The sequence below is a fragment of the Flavobacterium zubiriense genome (assembly GCF_041729725.1).
GTDB lineage: Bacteria > Bacteroidota > Bacteroidia > Flavobacteriales > Flavobacteriaceae > Flavobacterium > Flavobacterium zubiriense.
In genome coordinates, this window is record NZ_JBCFQL010000012.1 from 1 (window position 1) to 16,839 (window position 16,839).

Consider the following 16,839-nt stretch of genomic DNA (forward strand, 5'->3'; position numbering starts at 1 on the left):
TAAAATAATAAAATAATAAAATAATAAAATAATAAAATAATAAAATAATAAAATAATAATATAATAATCTAATCTATAACCAATGAATTTTAAAAAAACACTTTTGGTGCTGATGACCGCTATAGCAGTTGTTAGTTGTAAAAGTACCGCAGTAAAACAAGGAGTAACTATAAAGCAATCTAAAAAAGAAGTAATTGCTATTATTGATAAAGTAAACAGTCATTGGCAGGATTCCCACCCGGAATTAGGTAACGCTTTCTGGAATGTTGCTGCTTATCATACCGGAAATATGGAAGCTTATAAAGTAACTAAAAACAAAAAATACCTGGATTATTCTATGGCTTGGGCTGAGAAAAACCAATGGATGGGAGCTAAATCTACAAATAAATCCGAATGGAAATACAATTATGGTGAAACCGATAAGCATGTTTTGTTTGGCGATTGGCAAATTTGTTTTCAAACTTATATTGATTTGTATAATTATACAGGAAAAAAAGATTCAAATAAAATTGCCCGAGCCCGTGAGGTGATGGAATATCAAATGAGTACCGCAGCTAATGATTACTGGTGGTGGGTTGATGGATTGTATATGGTAATGCCGGTTATGACCAAGTTGTATAAGTTAACGGGGAATGAATTGTATCTTGAAAAGTTGCATGAGTATTTAACTTATGCTAATAGTATTATGTATGACGATGAGGCAAAATTATATTTCCGCGATGCAAAATATGTTTACCCAAAACATAAAAGTGCCAATGGAAAGAAAGACTTTTGGGCCAGAGGAGACGGATGGATTTTTGCAGGCTACGCCAAAATTATTCAGGATTTACCAAAGAATGCCAAACACAGACAAGAATACATCAATCGCTTTAAAGATATGGCTAAGTCATTGGCAGCAGCCCAACAAAAAGAAGGCTATTGGACCAGAAGTATCTTAGATACAGAACATGCACCGGGACCGGAAACTAGCGGAACGGCATTTTTTACTTACGGCTATTTATGGGGAATTAATAACGGAATTTTAGATAAAGCAACCTATTTGCCTGTAGTGGAGAAATCATGGAATTATTTAACTCATTTTGCTCTTCAAGCAGACGGTACAGTTGGCTATGTTCAGCCGATAGGCGAAAAAGCCATCCCGGGTCAAGTTGTCGATAAAAACTCCACTGCTGATTTTGGTGTAGGTGCTTTTTTATTAGCAGCTTCAGAGATGTTCCGTTTTGTGAAATGATTTGATTGAATTTTAAATAATCTAAAAAAAGCGGTCTCTTTTCAAATGAAATGAGACCGCTTTTCTTTAACTTTTATTTAAGGAATTAAGAGGGGTTTGTTGATTATTACTAATATTTGAGTAGGTTTGAATAATTATATAAAGTGTAATTTTATTGTTGTTTTTTTACAACAGATGTAAAAATAAATTTATTTTGGTTAATATTTCTGATTTACCCCCCCTTTTAATGTCGAAATACCCCTCTTTTAACTAGAGGTCTTGTGTTAGATTTGTAATGTGAATTAAATGTTAATACAGTTAAAGTTTATCTGATGAGATATTGAGTAGCTTGAAATGATTTTAAGCGATGTGAGATGTCTTTTTAGATGGAGTAAATATGTTTTTAAAAAAAAAACATTTAGGGAATTGCTCGTCTTTTTTTACAAGTGTTAAATAAACATTTATATTTAATTTGCTATTATATTTTTTACATACTAACTAATTTTAAAATTTTAATTATATGAAATAACTTCAAAAAAACTAACGAGTTTATCTACGAATAATATAATAAGTGTAGATAATAAAAATTTAACTAACCATTAAAATTAAAACCACAAATGACAAACTTTATTAAAATAAAGAAAAAGACTCATAGCGTTTTAGGATTTGATTTAAAAAAGAAACTGACAACATTGTTGATTTTAGTTTCTTTATCACAAATTCAAGCACATGAATTTAACGTTACTAGTGTAACAAAACTAAAAGTAGCCCAGCAACAAAGAACTATTAGCGGGCAGGTTACAGATGAAAATCATTTACCTATTCCAGGGGCAACAGTTGCTGTTAAGGGAACTCAGAATGCAGTAATGACTGATTTAGATGGAAAATTTAGCTTGAAAATTAACGAAGGAGATAAAATACTAGCGGTATCTTTTGTAGGTTATGAATCTACTGAAGCTTTAATTCTAACAAAATCAGTTTTTGAAATCAATCTAAAACCTAGTATGGAAGGTTTGAAAGAGGTTGTGGTTGTGGGTTTTGGAACTCAGAAAAAAACCAGTATGGTGAGTTCGATTACAACAATTAATCCTAAAGAATTAAAAGGACCTACCAGTAACTTAACGAACATGTTGGCTGGAAGAATTGCAGGTATGGTTGCTTATCAAAGAAGTGGAGAGCCGGGTCGTGATAATTCAGACTTCTTTATTCGTGGTTTAGGCTCATTTGGATCAGGATCTTCTAATCCATTGATATTAATCGACGGTATTGAATCTACTTCAACGGATATGGCAAGATTACAGCCTGATGATATTGATACTTTTTCAGTATTGAAAGATGCTGCTGCTGCTGCAGTGTATGGTGCTCGTGGAGCTAATGGAGTGGTATTAATCACCACTAAAATGGGTAAAGATGGTATCACTAAATTTAGTTTTCGTTCAGAAACCAGAATGTCGTCTAATTCCAGAAACTTTAATTTTGCAGACAATATTACCTATATGAGATTAGCTAATGAAGCTGTACGAACTCGTAATCCATTACTTGGAGATATATATAGTCAAAGTAAAATTGACAGAACAATTGCCGGAGATGATCCGTATTTATATCCAAGCAACAATTGGATAGACGAATTAATTAAAGATTATACTGTTAACCAAGGATACAATATTAGTGTAAGTGGTGGTGGGCAAAAAGCGAGGTATTACGTAGCGGGTACTTACAATGTTGATAACGGTGTGTTGAAGGTAGATGGTTTGAATAATTTTAATTCAAATATTAAATTAAGAAATTATTCTTTGCGTTCTAATGTGGATATGACATTGACTCCTACGACTAAAGCTATTGTTCGTCTTTACGGACAGTTTGATGATTATAATGGACCTGTAGGGGGAGGAGCTCGTATTTTTAATCTTAGTATGTGGTCTAACCCTGTGGCATTTGCTAAGGTATATCCTTCCAGTTATTTACCATATATTGAGCATCCATTATTTGGAGGGGCTTTGTCTGGGGGAACTACAGGTTCAATTTTAGTCAATCCTTATGCTGAAATGGTTCGTGGATATCAGGTATCCAAAGCTTCTACTATACAGGCTCAAGTAGAGTTACATCAAGATTTAAAAGAGTTAACTCCGGGACTTACTGCTAGAGCAATGGGCTACGTAAAAAGGTATTCTTATTTTGATGTTTCCAGACAATACAATCCTTTTTATTACCAATCTTTTATAAGTCCTGTTACAGGAGAGCTAGAATTAGATGTGCTGAATGATGGAGGTCCTGGATCTGTAGGAACTGTAGGGACAGAGTTTTTAAATTATGCTCAGGGGAGAAAAGATCTAGACTCTCGTATCTATCTTGAAACAGCTGTTAATTATAATCGAACTTTTAATGAAAAACATGCAGTATCAGGTATGTTAGTTAACTTGTTGTCTAGTTATGAACAAGGAAATTCAGGAAGTGTAGAGAGCTCTTTGCCGGCTAGAAATCAAGGGATTTCAGGCAGGTTTACTTATGGATTTGATAGTAAATATCTTGCTGAGTTTAATTTTGGTTACAATGGATCGGAAAGATTTGCGCAAGGAAATCGTTATGGTTTTTTCCCATCATTTGGTTTGGCCTATCATATTTCTAATGAGAAATACTGGGAACCTATTAAGGATGTTGTTACCAATTTTAAAATCCGTACCACTTATGGTTTAGTGGGGAATGATAAAATAGGTAATACAATCGATCGTTTCTTTTATTTATCAAGTGTAACTATTGGAGATGGTAATTATGGATCAGCTTTTGGGGAACAATATGGATATTATCAACCAGGCGTATCTATTCAAAAATTTGCAAATAATAAAATAGGTTGGGAAGAATCCAAGCAAATCAATTTAGGTATGGATTTAGAGTTGTTTAAATCCTTAAATTTTGTAGTTGATATTTACAAGCAAAATCGTACTAATGTACTTCAGGATAGATCTAATATTGGTGCAACAATGGGATTGACTTATAATCCATTCACAAATTTTGGTGAAATTGAAAGTAAGGGAATGGATGTTGCGGTTACTTACAACAAACAATTCAATAATGATTGGTACACACAATTGAGAGGGAATTTTACGTATGCTACTAATAAAATTAAGGTATTTGATGAACTTAGTTTTCCTGAAGAAATGGCGTATCGTTCCCGAATAGGTCAAAATTTCAATCGAAATTATGGTTATATTGCTGAACGTTTGTTTGTAGATCAAAATGAGGTGGATAATTCACCTACTCAATTTGGAGATTACTCAGGTGGTGATATTAAATACCGTGATGTTAATCGAGATGGGGAGATTACAGAAGCAGATAAGGTGCCTATTGGAAACCCAACTAGTCCAGAAATAGTTTATGGATTTGGAGGTACAGTAGGATATAAGAAATTTGATTTTAGTGTTTTCTTTCAAGGTGTGGCACGTACCTCTTTCTTTATAAATCCTGAAAACATTGCTCCATTTGTACTAAATGGACCATATCAAAATAATTTATTAGATGTTGTGGCTCAGGATCACTGGTCGGAAGACAATAGAGATCTATATGCTTTCTGGCCTAGATTAAGTAACACCTTTGTTGAGAATAATAATCAGGTATCAACCTGGTGGATGCGAAATGGTGCTTTCTTGAGATTAAAAACGATAGAAGCTGGTTATAATGCTCCAGAAGCGTTTACTTCTAAAATAGGAATTAAAGGTTTAAGAATTTATTTTAGTGGTAACAATCTTGCTGTTTGGAGTAAATTTAAGTTGTGGGATCCAGAGATGGGCGGTAGTGGTTTAGGATACCCAATTCAATCAGTTTATAATTTGGGACTTAAAGTTGATTTTTAAAAAAAAGAAGTATGAAAACTAAAAATAGTATAGTAAATAAAAGTTTCCAAAAACTTCAAAAAGTTTTTGGAGTATCAATGGTAGTGCTTTGTTCTTTAGGATTAGAATCCTGTGATAATAGTTTTTTAGATGTTGTTCCTGATAATATTTCTACATTGGATAATGCGTTTAAGTTGCGAAATGAAGCCGAAAAGTATTTGTTTACCTGTTATGCATATATTCCTAAAAATGGGGATGGAATATATAATATAGGAATGTTAGCAGGAGATGAAACTTGGGTTTCAGCTAATCGTGCGTCTGTTACCAGTTACGCCTTTAATATTGCAACGGGTACGCAAAGAAAATCAAATTCTTATATGAATGCCTGGGAAGGTAATTATCAAGCAGCTGGGCCTGGAGATCGATATCCTCTTTTTGACGGAATCAGACATTGCAATGTTTTTCTTGAAAATGTAGAAGACAGAACTAAGGTGCCGGATTTGGCCGAAGGAGAGCGTTTAAGATGGTTAGCGGAGGCTAAATTTCTAAAAGCTTATTATCATTATTATTTGATGCGCATGTATGGACCAATTCCTGTTATTCGTGTTAATCTTCCAATAGACGCATCAAACGATCAGATTCAGGTAGCAAGAGAGCCTATTGATTCAACTGTTGATTATTTAGTGAGTTTGTTAGACGAGGCTGCAATTGGACTGCCTCCTATAATTGCAGATACTCAAAATGAGTTGGGTAGAATTACAAGACCAGCAGCTTTAGGTATAAAAGCCGAATTGTTATTGATGGCTGCTAGTCCTTTATTTAATGGGAACACAGATATGGCAGGATTAAATGCTAAGGATGGAACTCCTTTGTTTAATCAGGTGTATGATGCTACTAAATGGAAAAGAGCTTCTGATGCTGCAAAAGAGGCAATAGATGTTGCTGAGGCTAATGGACATCAAATATTCTATAAAAGTGATGTTGGGTTCACGATTTCTCAAACTGCAAAAACCAAGCTAGATATTACTCAGGCAGTAACTGAGCGTTGGAATGACGAATTGATATGGGCAAATCCAAACAGTCGTACTTATGAATTACAACGACTTTGTATGATGCCTTTGGCTACTACTGTTAATCATTCTCAGGCGAGAAAAATATTCTCACCGACTTTAGAATCGGCAATGAATTTTTATACTAAAAATGGAGTGCCAATTGAAGAAGATAAGACCTTGACTTTTGGGGATATTACTGAATTAAGAGAAGCTACTGCAGCCGATAAATTCAATATAAAAGAAGGCTATAGAACCTCAGTTATAAATTTTGATCGTGAGCCTCGTTTTTATGCCGATTTAGGTTTTGATGGTGCTATTTTTTATAAATCATCTAGTGGATCTGATGAAACAAAAGAAGTGATACGAGCTAAATTTGCAGATTATGCAGGTAGTTCAGACGCTTTTGATTTTAACGTAACAGGTTATTATATTAAAAAACTCATCAATTGGGAGCAAACTTTTGGAGGGGGAACGATGTATAAAGATTATGCCTGGCCTGAATTGCGTTTGGCTGATTTGTATTTAATGTATGCCGAAGCGCTTAATGAAGCCGAAGGAACTGCAGCGACATCTGAGGTGTTGGAATATGTAGATGCTATTCGTACCCGTGCCGGATTAAATGGTGTTGTTGATTCCTGGACAAATTTTTCTAATAATCCAACTAAATATACAACTAAAGAAGGAATGCGTGAGATTATCCACAGAGAACGCAGTATTGAAATGGCCTTTGAGGGCAAAAATTATTGGGACATTAGACGTTGGAAAAAAGCAACTCAGGAGTTTAACGAACCAGTAAAGGGTTGGAATGTTTTTGGTGTTTCAGAGGCTAGTTATTATCAGATAGTAACATTAAGTCAACAACGTTTTGTAGCACCTAGAGATTATTTTTGGCCTATTGACGAAAGAACACTTATTCAAAATCCTAACTTGGTTCAAAATCTAGGTTGGTAATAATTATATAAAAAAATAAAATTATGAAACGATTTATAAAATCCTCTGCAAGGGTACTTCTACTGTCTTTGATAGCAGTTTTTGTAGGCTGTAGTGAAGATCAGGGGCCTCAGCCTTTGGAACACAATTCAAATCCACCGGCTGAAGTTACAAATATTGCCATTCAGAATTTACCGGGAAAAGTAAAACTAACCTACACTTTGCCTTCTGACGAAGATTTATTGTATGTGGTAGCACGATATAAACTGGAAAATGGAACAGCTATGGAAGTGAAAGCTTCTTATTATTCAAATTCTATGCTTTTAGAAGGTTTTACTGGGCAATCTACTAATGAAGTCAAAGTTTATGCAGTTAATAGAAGCGAAACCGAGTCTAAACCTGTTTCAGTTACGGTAGCTCCATTAAAAGCTCCAATTTTTGATATTTATGACTCATTAATTGCTCAGCCTGATTTTGGAGGTATTCGAATTACTGCTGATAACCCTACAAAAGAAGAAATAGGAATCTTAGTGATGCAAAAAAATATTCAAGGAGACTGGGTACCACTTCGTACCAGTATTTATACTTCGGTAGATGAGGTAAAACAAAGTTTAAGAGGCTTTGAACCTGTTGAGCAGGAGTTTGCCATTGTGGTTAGAGACAAATGGTTGAATTACACCGATACTTTGGTAACTAATATTGAGCCATTATTTGAACAGTTGATGCCTAAATCTGGTTTTGTTGGAGTTAAACTGCCTAATGATGCAAAAACAATAAATAATGCTTATCCAATTTCAAATTTATGGGATGGTCAGTTTTTAGAGTATTGGGGGTCCTACTTTACAGATAGAACTATTGATGTGGGAAATCATTTAGTGACTTTTGATGTAGGAAAAACAACTAAATTGAGTCGTTTAAGACTTTGGCAATTTTCAGAACCTATAGGTGGTCAAAGATTGTATTACTATTTAGGAGCCATGAAAAAATTCAGGATATGGGGTAGTAATACTTTAAACGACGGTACGCTGGATAGCAATTGGACTTTAATGGGCGAATATGAAATTAAAAAACCTTCTGGGCTGCCTTATGCACAAGAAAATAATGATGATCTTTTAGCAGCCAGAGATGGTGCCGATTATGAAGTTGCTTTAGATAAGCCTGCTGTTCGTTATTTGAGAATAGAATGTTTAGAAAACTGGATTGGTGGTAAATTTATGGCTGTTTCAGAAGTTCATGTATATGGTAATCCTAATTTTTAATATTAAATAAAAAGCAATGAAAAATTTAAGGAATATTTTAGTAACAGCTTTTGCTACAATTTTAATGGTACTTGTGTACTCATGTTCTAATAATGCAGATGATTATTTGAAGTTTACAGAAGGTGGTGCTATCTCATATACAGGTAAAATAGATTCATTAAAAATATTACCAGGTAGAGATAGAATAAAAATTGAAGGACTTATTATTTCAGATCCTAAGGTTTCTGAGTTGAGAATCTATTGGAATACTAAAAAAGATTCGGTTGTAATACCAATTAATAGAACTTCAGGAGTTGATGAGATCTCTTCTGTTGTAGAAAATCTTCCTGAAAACATTTACAATTTTGAAGTGAAGACTTTTGATGCTAAAGGGAATGGCTCTATTTCTCAGTATATTACGGCTCAAACTTATGGAACACGTTATCAGGCAAGTTTGACTGATAGAAAGATTGTTACTAGTAAATTATCAAGCAATTTCTCTCTTACAATTGATTTTGCTAGTATGGATTTAACTACTGGAGCATTTGCTACTGAAATCGTATATACTGATGGTTTAGATGTACAGCATACTATAACGGTTCCTGTTACTCAAAATCAGCTAGTGATACCAAATTATAAGGCAGGAAGCAAGTTTAAACAGCGTTCATTGTTTTTACCTGTTGAAACTTCTATAGATACTTTTTATACTGATTTTGTTTCAAAAGAACCTCAGGTTATCGATCTTACTTATTTGATTAAGAATAATAAGCGTCCGTTTGTGGCGGCTTCATTTTCAGGAAGATGGGGTACTTTAGCTGATTGGACAACTAATGATGCCTGTAAAAACCATGGTGGTTATGGTGGTATCGATTTTGGATGTTGTGGTAATCCTCCTGCTACAATAAATCTGGAATCAGGTTGGGGCGCTCCGGTAATTACTAATGGTAAAATATACCAAACGATAACATTAGAAGCCGGAACCTATATTTTTAGTGCTCCTATGTTAGCATCTGGTAGTGGTATTAATAGTGGTTACACTCTGTCTGATTATGTTTACTTAGCGGTTGCAAAGGGAAATATATTGCCTGATTCAAGTGGTGGAACTCTAGAAACTAATCCAGCAACCTTAGGATTTAAAAGAATAGTAAATTCTATGAATTCGGAAAGTGCAGTGATTACATTTACCATTGCACAATCAGAGCAAATAACATTAGGGATTTCAACTACACAAGGAAATCAAAGATATGGCCATTTTTTATCTTTCAGTTTATTTAAAAAGAATAATTAATTTATTAGGGTAGTTTAAAAAAAAAAGCAGTGCAATAACAAAAGTTATAGTGCTGCTTTTTATAAACTGTTTGTGGATAAATAAGTTCATTTCAGTATTGGACTATAAGTCTTTTTGAAGTAATAGTTCTAAATTAGTTTTTTAAAAGAGGTTATTCTAGTAATTAAGATAGCCTCTTTTTGTTTTTAAAGTTGCTTTTAAAGACAAGCATAGGAGGGTTTTACTTAATTGATTCGGTCGTGGCCCCACTGTTTTTATAGCATATTAAAGTTATATTGATTTACCCCTTCTTTATTGTTGTAATTACCCCCTCTTGACTTATAGTGTTCTTTTAGTTTTGTAATTGAATTTTAGTGTTTAAAGTATTCAAATAGCAGCTTTATGAAATTTAAGTTTTTGGTTTTAGGAATTGTGTCCTCTGTGGTTTTTGGTTTTGTTGTAAAAGAAAAACAAGCTTACCAATACAAAGGCTACCATTTAGTTTGGAGTGATGAATTTAATATTGATGGTGTGCCAAGTGAGAAAAACTGGAACTATGAAAGCGGTTTTGTTCGCAATAATGAAGACCAATGGTACCAAAGAGAAAATGCCTACTGTAAAGATGGATTTTTAATTATTGAAGCCAAAAAGGAGAATAAAGCCAATCCTCATTTTGTTTCAAAGAATCACCGTGATTGGGCTCAAAAAAGAGATTCTATCAGGATTACTTCTTCCTGTTTAATTACCCGGGGGAAACATTCCTGGCAATATGGCCGATTTGAAATGCGGGCTAAAATTCCGGTAGCTAAAGGAATGTGGCCGGCATTTTGGACTTTGGGCATAAAAGGCAATTGGCCTGCAAATGGTGAGATTGATATCATGGAATATTACAGAGGGAAAATATTGGCCAATGTAGCCTGGAAGTCGGATAAGTCGGATACTGAGTGGGATAGTGCAACTCAAATGTTGAGCGATTTTAAGAAAGCCAATTGGGCCGACGAATTTCATGTGTGGAGAATGGACTGGGATGCAAATTTCATCAGGTTGTATGTTGATAATCAATTGCTAAATGAAACAAAGATTAGTGATGCTATGCAAGGAAAAAATCAAAAGATACATCCTTTTAGACAACCTCATTATTTATTAGTGAATCTGGCTGTGGGCGGAGATCAGGGTGGTGAATTTACCGCTGCCGGTTTTCCGTCAAAATATATAATTGATTACGTAAGGGTTTATCAAAAGAAATAGTAAGATGAAATTAATTTATTTAATAATATGCTTTAGTCTTACAACTGCTACCGTTTTTAGTCAGAACGATTCTTTCATTCCGGGAAAACAATGGAAAGACACTAATGGTGTGCATATCAATGCTCATGGTGGTGGTGTTACTTTTGTTGATGGAGTTTATTATTGGTATGGAGAGTATAAAACTGCTGGTCGTGGTGGAAATACATCTTTGCAAGGGGTAAGTTGTTATTCGTCAAAAGATTTATACAACTGGACTAATGAAGGAATTGTTTTGAGAGTTGAAACTAATCCTAATTCTGAGATAACAAAAGGCTGTATTATAGAACGTCCAAAAGTAGTTTTCAATAAAAAGACAGGTAAGTATGTGATGTGGTTTCATCTAGAGTTAAAAGGACAAGGTTATGATGCTGCTAAAGCGGCTGTAGCAGTGAGTGATAATCCAAGAGGACCTTTTGTATTTAAAAAATCATACCGACCAAACAAAGGAGTTTGGCCAATGAATTTTGAAGATAGATTCAAATCAGCATTAATTGGTGAGAATAAATTAAAATCTTGGACTCCCGAATGGTTGACGGCAGTAAAAAACGGAATGTTGGTTCGCAGGGATTTCGAAAAAGGACAAATGTCCAGAGATATGACTGTGTATGTTGATGACAACGATAAGGGGTATTTAATACACGCTTCAGAAGATAATTTGACACTTCACATATCAGAACTTACAGATGATTATTTAGATTTTACAGAAAAATGGACAAGAGTAGCACCCGCAGGTCATAATGAAGCGCCTGCCATTTTTAAAAAAGACGGTATTTATTATATGATTACTTCGGGTTGTACCGGTTGGGATCCTAATGAGGCGCGTTCATTCAGTTCCAAATCAATTTGGGGACCTTGGGAATCTCTCGGAAATCCGTGCGTTGGAAAAGGGGCGGAGCTCACATTTCATTCGCAGAGTACTTATATTCTGCCTGTTCAAGGAAAAAAAGATCAATTCATATTTATGGCCGATCGATGGAAACCGGATAACCCAATTGATGGAAGTTATGTTTGGTTACCTATAAAGTTTGATAAGGAAAAACCAGTTTTAAATTGGTTTGAAAGTTGGAGTTTAGATGTTTTTTAGAAAAAAATAAAATTAAAATAGATGAAAAAAAGTATTGATTTATTTCTGATGTTACTATTTGTTATTTGTTCTTGCTCTTCGGGAAGTTCTTCGGAAGTTGCTGAGGTAGAAGAACCAGATAATGTGGGGCAGTTGGCTACTTTGAAAACCAATGAAGCCGAAGAAATTGCAGCCAAGCAAGCTGTAATTTGGGGCATGCTTGAAGATAATGGAGGAAGCAGTGTAGTTGAACGAGGTGTGTGTTATGGAACAACTGCAAATCCTAATTATGAAGGGACAAAAAAATTAGCAAGTGTTACTAAAGGTTCTGGAGAGTTTAAAGTAGAGCTGACTAATCTGGAAGGAAGCACGGTTTATTATGCAAGAGCTTATGTGGTAAACAAAAAAGGAGTGGCTTATGGCAATCAGGTGAGTTTTAAAACTGCTGATTTAGCTTCGCCTTTATTGGTTTTGGGAACTATAAAAGTAGCTGGTGCACAAGATTTATTTTTGGATGTAATCTTAAAAGAACACGGCGATTTAGCAATCCAGGAAATAGGTTTGGTTTACAATACAGCTACAAAACCAACTATAACTGATAACAAAATAGCCAGAAGCAAGGTAGAAGACAAATTCAAAGAGCGTATTCGTAATTTAAAACCAGAAACTTTGTATTATGTAAGACCTTATGCGGTAACGCCGGGCGGAGTTTTATATGGTGAAGAATTTGTAATAAGTACTATTAAAAAAGGGAATTTTACCTATTCGTTTAATCAAAATGGAGCCGATGCTGCAACGGTTACCAGAATAAAAGCGGCATTTGATTTGGCAACAACTTATTACAATAATTTTACTTCAATTGTAAAACATGTGACGGTAAATTATTCGCCGGGAACACTTACTGCCGATGCCAATTTTTCGGGTTGGATTAATATGGGAGCCAATGCTTCTTATCAAAAGGCTGGAACTGCAATGCACGAAATGGCGCATGCAGTGGGAGTGGGGCAACATTCAAAATATACTGAATTAATGAAAGGCACTTGGCAAGGAAAACGAGCCAACGAAATCTTGCAAATGATGACAAATGACCCTGCTGCTTTGGTAAAAGGAGATGGGATGCACTTTTGGCCTTACGGTGTTAATGGAGCGCATGAGGATGACGGAAGTGATTTTCTTTACATCATGAATGCTTTAATATTGCAAGGCATGAAAGCTGATGGATTGCCTAGTAATTAAGATTAAATAAAGATGTTGTAAGCGAAGCATGAATGGAGTAATTCATTTATGCTTTGTTTTTATCTAGTAGATTCTTTTGAAAAAAGGGAGAACTGCTGTTGAAAATTTAATTAAAGGTATGGTTTTGAATTTCATGCTTTTTGAAAAACCAAATGAACAAATTATAATTTTTAGGAACCAAAAAAAACTTACTATGAAGCACATTTTTACATTATTGATTGTTGTTTTTTCTGCAACATTATCGGCGCAGACAGAACAAAACCATATTCCTGTTTCAAAATCAATTGTTGGAATTTGGCGGCTAATAGACGAAAGAACACTTGCTAATGGCGAATCTATAAGAATAGTAACAGGAGACTACAAAGTAATTAATGCTGATGGCACCTATTACACGTTTGTAACTTGGCCTAATGAAACAACAATTGCACAATATGGATCTTACGAAATAGAATCAGATAGCACATTAGTGGAGCACATCATAGAGTATGTACTACACCCTCGTTTAAGTGGAAAAGATTCACCCATCAAATACAGCCTTATTGATGAAAATACGATGATTATGGCTTGGAGTTATAATCTTGATGGTAATGTCTGGATGAATGAAAAATGGATACGTTTGCCTTTGGCTGTTCCAACAAGAGCCAGCGGTGTAAAGTTTCTGCATCCTGGGCCTCAAAAGCGGTAATTGTGATGTCTTTGAGGTCTAATAAAAAACACTAACCCAAACAATATGGTAAAAAAATATTTGTTGATTTTAACCATTTTACTAACGTCCATATTAAATGCTCAAGATTTAGTATTTGTAAAATTTCCTAATCAAAAATGTTATCATAATGAAAATTTACCTTATTATAATATTGATAATGATAGCCTAGCAGTAAGAGGATATGATTTGACGGAATATTTTATTAATAACAAGGCATCAAAAGGTTTAAGTGGATACCAGTATAAATATGATGGAATAAAATGTTTCTTTTTAAATGAAAAGAACAAATTAATTTTTATCGATAATCCAGAGAAATATTAGCCCCAATTTGGAGGTTATTGTGCAAGTAGAATGGCATCTGGAACCGATGGTGGACTTCCTGGTAGAGAATCTGTTAGTCTAGGTATATTATGATTACTGACAATAAACTATATTTATTTAGCTACAAAAGTGAGCTGTATTTTAACCTTTGGAAACAGAATAAAAAGGAGAATTTGGAAAAAGCAAATAGAACATGGGTAGCAATCAATCAAAAAAAAATAAGAGTCCATTAATGTAGTCAAGTTAAATATTTATAGATTTATAGATATAAGTTGTTAAACTTATCAAGCAGCAGAACATAAATGGAGTTGTTTTATTCGAAAGAAAAAATTGGCTACATTTATGCTTTGTTTTTTTATCTAGTGGCTAATTTTAAAAACTGGTGGGTACTGGTATACAATAATAGAGTTTATTTCTATTTTTGTTTTCACAACCAATGAACAAAAAATAAACCACTTTGTATGTCAACTTCTGAAAATAATTTATCTCATTTAGAATCTGCTGTTACTGATTTTTACGAATTAACGAATAAAAACGGGGCACAGCTTAAAGTAATTCCTTTTGGAGCTACCCTTACAGCATTGAAGATTCCGTTGAAAAATGGTGAACTTGTCGATGTGGTTTTAGGATTTGATACTGTTGAAGGTTACAAAAAATCATTCCAATTAGATGGTTCTCCTTATATGGGAGCTACTGTGGGGCGTTATGCAGGGAGAATTAACGAAGGGAAATTTGAATTAAATGGTAAAAATTACCAATTGAATATCAATAATAGCGCTAATTCTTTACACGGTGGAATAGAAAATTTCAGTAAAAAAACATGGAATGTTGACGCGGTAACAACTGGCGAAAATCCATCGATTGCGTTGAGTTATCTTAGTGCAGCTAACGAGGAGAACTACCCGGGAGAACTTTCCGTAAGTTTGACTTATACTTTGTCTGAGGAAAACGAATTAATTATCGAATACAAAGCAACTACTACCGAAGATACCATTATCAATTTAACGCATCACAGTTATTTTAATCTGGACGGACATCAATCGGATGTTTCTGGTCAGGATTTAATTGTTCATGCACAAAAAGTAGTGGAAACCAGAGAAGATAATATTCCTACAGGAAACTTTCTGGAAGTGGCTAATACGGTATTCGATTATAGAACGGCAAAAAAATGTCCTGCAACCATCGACAACACTTTTGTAGTGGAAAATAACAACCAAGTGAAAGCTACTCTTTTTAGTCCTGCGACTAATTTAAAAATGGATGTGTACACGGATCAACCTGGAGTTCATATCTATGTGGGTGGAAATTGTGGTTCGGATTTAAAAGGAAAAGAAAATACAACTTATCACGCTTTAAGCGGAATTTGTTTTGAAACCCAAAATTTCCCAGATGCTCCTAATCACACTCATTTTCCAAGTGCTGTTTTGAAGAAAGATGACGTTTACAAGCATAAAACAACTTATAAATTCGAATCACTATAAAGAGTGAATTTACAATAAAAATAAATTTAATACTACTTCAATTTCTAACCAATGAATGACATTTTAATTAATAAAACAACTAGCTATTTTAAGGAAACTTTTGGTTCTGAGCCAACAAGAATAGTGCTTTCTCCAGGGAGAATCAACATCATCGGAGAACATATCGATTACAATGATGGTTATGTTTTGCCTGCTGCTATCGACAAGATTATTTGTTTTGCTTTCGAAAAAAACAATACAAATACGTCCAGAGTAATTGCTTTAGACCTGAATGATGAGTTTGAAATTGATGTTACGGCTGAGGTAAAATTAGACGATAATGATTGGACTAATTACATCAGAGGAGTGATTAATCAATTAAAAATTAACGGATTTCAATTGGAAGGCGTAAATTGCGTTTTCAGTAGTAACATTCCTGTGGGTTCTGGACTGTCTTCTTCTGCGGCTTTAGAATGTGGATTCTTATTTGGAATGAACGATTTATTCAATTTGAATATCAAACCAATTGACATTGCGTTGCTAGGTCAAAAAGCCGAGCATTGGGTGGGAATCAAATGCGGAATTATGGATCAGTTTTCTAGCGTAATGGGACTAGAAGATAAAGTAATCAAAATAGATTGTCGTACTTTAGAATATACCTATCACGATGCTGATTTTAGCGATTATTCATTGATTTTGTTTGATTCGAATGTAAAGCATTCGTTGATGACTTCGGCGTATAACGAAAGAAGACAGCAATGTGAAGAAGGAATTGCAATTGTAAAAGCAAATTTCCCTGAGATAAAAAGTTTTAGAGATTGTACTGAACAAACGATAATTGATTTGAAAGACAAAATGAGTCACGACGTTTTTAGACGTTCCCTTTTTGTGGTAAAAGAAATCAACCGCGTGATTCAGGCTTGTGAGGCATTAGACAACGGAAAAATCGAATTGTTAGGCGAACTAATGTTTGCCACTCACGAAGGATTGTCAAAAGATTACGAAGTAAGCTGCGAAGAGCTGGATTTATTAGTAGATTTGGCAAAAGAAGAAACTGCAGTTATTGGTTCCCGATTAATGGGAGGCGGTTTTGGTGGTTGCACGATCAATCTGGTTAAAAAAGGACAAGAACAAAAAATTAAAGATAAATTTTCTAAATTATACAACGAAGCTTTCGGAATCGAATTGAAAATATATGACGTTAAAATAAGTAACGGAACATCACTATACACTAAATAATGA

At 34.3% G+C, this 16,839-nt stretch carries 12 protein-coding genes; all 12 read left to right on the forward strand.

Features of this window, described 5'->3' with window-relative positions:
* Window positions 1–82: 82 nt before the first annotated feature.
* The 12 genes from AAGV28_RS11615 (at window position 83) to galK (ending at window position 16,836) form a co-directional block, all read left to right on the forward strand.
* On the forward strand, window positions 83–1,231 hold the full coding sequence (locus AAGV28_RS11615; protein WP_373406978.1) for a glycoside hydrolase family 88/105 protein: 1,149 nt from the start codon (window positions 83–85) through the stop codon (window positions 1,229–1,231).
* Window positions 1,232–1,827: 596 nt separating this feature from the next.
* Entirely contained in the window at window positions 1,828–5,058 is a 3,231-nt protein-coding gene (locus AAGV28_RS11620; protein ID WP_373406979.1) for a SusC/RagA family TonB-linked outer membrane protein, read from the forward strand.
* 11 nt (window positions 5,059–5,069) lie between these two features.
* The gene (locus AAGV28_RS11625; protein ID WP_373406980.1) at window positions 5,070–7,040 is read left to right on the forward strand and encodes a RagB/SusD family nutrient uptake outer membrane protein; all 1,971 of its coding nucleotides are present in this window, start codon (window positions 5,070–5,072) and stop codon (window positions 7,038–7,040) included.
* A gap of 23 nt (window positions 7,041–7,063) precedes the next feature.
* Complete coding sequence (locus AAGV28_RS11630) at window positions 7,064–8,278, forward strand: DUF4959 domain-containing protein (RefSeq protein WP_373406981.1); 1,215 nt, start codon at window positions 7,064–7,066, stop codon at window positions 8,276–8,278.
* Between the two features lie 16 nt (window positions 8,279–8,294).
* The gene (locus AAGV28_RS11635) at window positions 8,295–9,545 is read left to right on the forward strand and encodes a DUF4998 domain-containing protein (RefSeq protein ID WP_373406982.1); all 1,251 of its coding nucleotides are present in this window, start codon (window positions 8,295–8,297) and stop codon (window positions 9,543–9,545) included.
* 381 nt (window positions 9,546–9,926) lie between these two features.
* Window positions 9,927–10,772: a glycoside hydrolase family 16 protein gene (locus tag AAGV28_RS11640; RefSeq protein ID WP_373406983.1), complete on the forward strand. Its 846-nt coding sequence runs from the start codon at window positions 9,927–9,929 to the stop codon at window positions 10,770–10,772.
* A gap of 4 nt (window positions 10,773–10,776) precedes the next feature.
* Entirely contained in the window at window positions 10,777–11,895 is a 1,119-nt protein-coding gene (locus AAGV28_RS11645; protein ID WP_373406984.1) for a glycoside hydrolase family 43 protein, read from the forward strand.
* 21 nt (window positions 11,896–11,916) lie between these two features.
* Window positions 11,917–13,110 (forward strand): hypothetical protein, encoded by a 1,194-nt coding sequence (locus AAGV28_RS11650; RefSeq protein ID WP_373406985.1) that lies wholly within the window; start codon window positions 11,917–11,919, stop codon window positions 13,108–13,110.
* A gap of 193 nt (window positions 13,111–13,303) precedes the next feature.
* A complete protein-coding gene (locus tag AAGV28_RS11655) occupies window positions 13,304–13,795 on the forward strand; it encodes a DUF4488 domain-containing protein (protein ID WP_373406986.1) in 492 nt (163 codons plus the stop codon).
* A gap of 45 nt (window positions 13,796–13,840) precedes the next feature.
* Window positions 13,841–14,137 (forward strand): hypothetical protein, encoded by a 297-nt coding sequence (locus AAGV28_RS11660; protein WP_373406987.1) that lies wholly within the window; start codon window positions 13,841–13,843, stop codon window positions 14,135–14,137.
* Window positions 14,138–14,598: 461 nt separating this feature from the next.
* The gene (locus AAGV28_RS11665; RefSeq protein ID WP_373406988.1) at window positions 14,599–15,618 is read left to right on the forward strand and encodes an aldose epimerase family protein; all 1,020 of its coding nucleotides are present in this window, start codon (window positions 14,599–14,601) and stop codon (window positions 15,616–15,618) included.
* Window positions 15,619–15,669: 51 nt separating this feature from the next.
* Entirely contained in the window at window positions 15,670–16,836 is a 1,167-nt protein-coding gene (galK, locus tag AAGV28_RS11670) for a galactokinase (RefSeq protein ID WP_373406989.1), read from the forward strand.
* Window positions 16,837–16,839: the final 3 nt, after the last annotated feature.

Bases quoted from the DNA above. Each gene is read 5' to 3' on its own strand.
- AAGV28_RS11615 (WP_373406978.1), top strand. From the start codon at position 83: ATGAATTTTAAAAAAACACTTTTGGTGCTGATGACCGCTATAGCAGTT.
- AAGV28_RS11630 (WP_373406981.1), top strand. From the start codon at position 7,064: ATGAAACGATTTATAAAATCCTCTGCAAGGGTACTTCTACTGTCTTTG.
- AAGV28_RS11640 (WP_373406983.1), top strand. From the start codon at position 9,927: ATGAAATTTAAGTTTTTGGTTTTAGGAATTGTGTCCTCTGTGGTTTTT.
- AAGV28_RS11650 (WP_373406985.1), top strand. From the start codon at position 11,917: ATGAAAAAAAGTATTGATTTATTTCTGATGTTACTATTTGTTATTTGT.
- AAGV28_RS11645 (WP_373406984.1), top strand. From the start codon at position 10,777: ATGAAATTAATTTATTTAATAATATGCTTTAGTCTTACAACTGCTACC.
- AAGV28_RS11620 (WP_373406979.1), top strand. From the start codon at position 1,828: ATGACAAACTTTATTAAAATAAAGAAAAAGACTCATAGCGTTTTAGGA.
- AAGV28_RS11625 (WP_373406980.1), top strand. From the start codon at position 5,070: ATGAAAACTAAAAATAGTATAGTAAATAAAAGTTTCCAAAAACTTCAA.
- galK (WP_373406989.1), top strand. From the start codon at position 15,670: ATGAATGACATTTTAATTAATAAAACAACTAGCTATTTTAAGGAAACT.
- AAGV28_RS11665 (WP_373406988.1), top strand. From the start codon at position 14,599: ATGTCAACTTCTGAAAATAATTTATCTCATTTAGAATCTGCTGTTACT.
- AAGV28_RS11635 (WP_373406982.1), top strand. From the start codon at position 8,295: ATGAAAAATTTAAGGAATATTTTAGTAACAGCTTTTGCTACAATTTTA.
- AAGV28_RS11655 (WP_373406986.1), top strand. From the start codon at position 13,304: ATGAAGCACATTTTTACATTATTGATTGTTGTTTTTTCTGCAACATTA.
- AAGV28_RS11660 (WP_373406987.1), top strand. From the start codon at position 13,841: ATGGTAAAAAAATATTTGTTGATTTTAACCATTTTACTAACGTCCATA.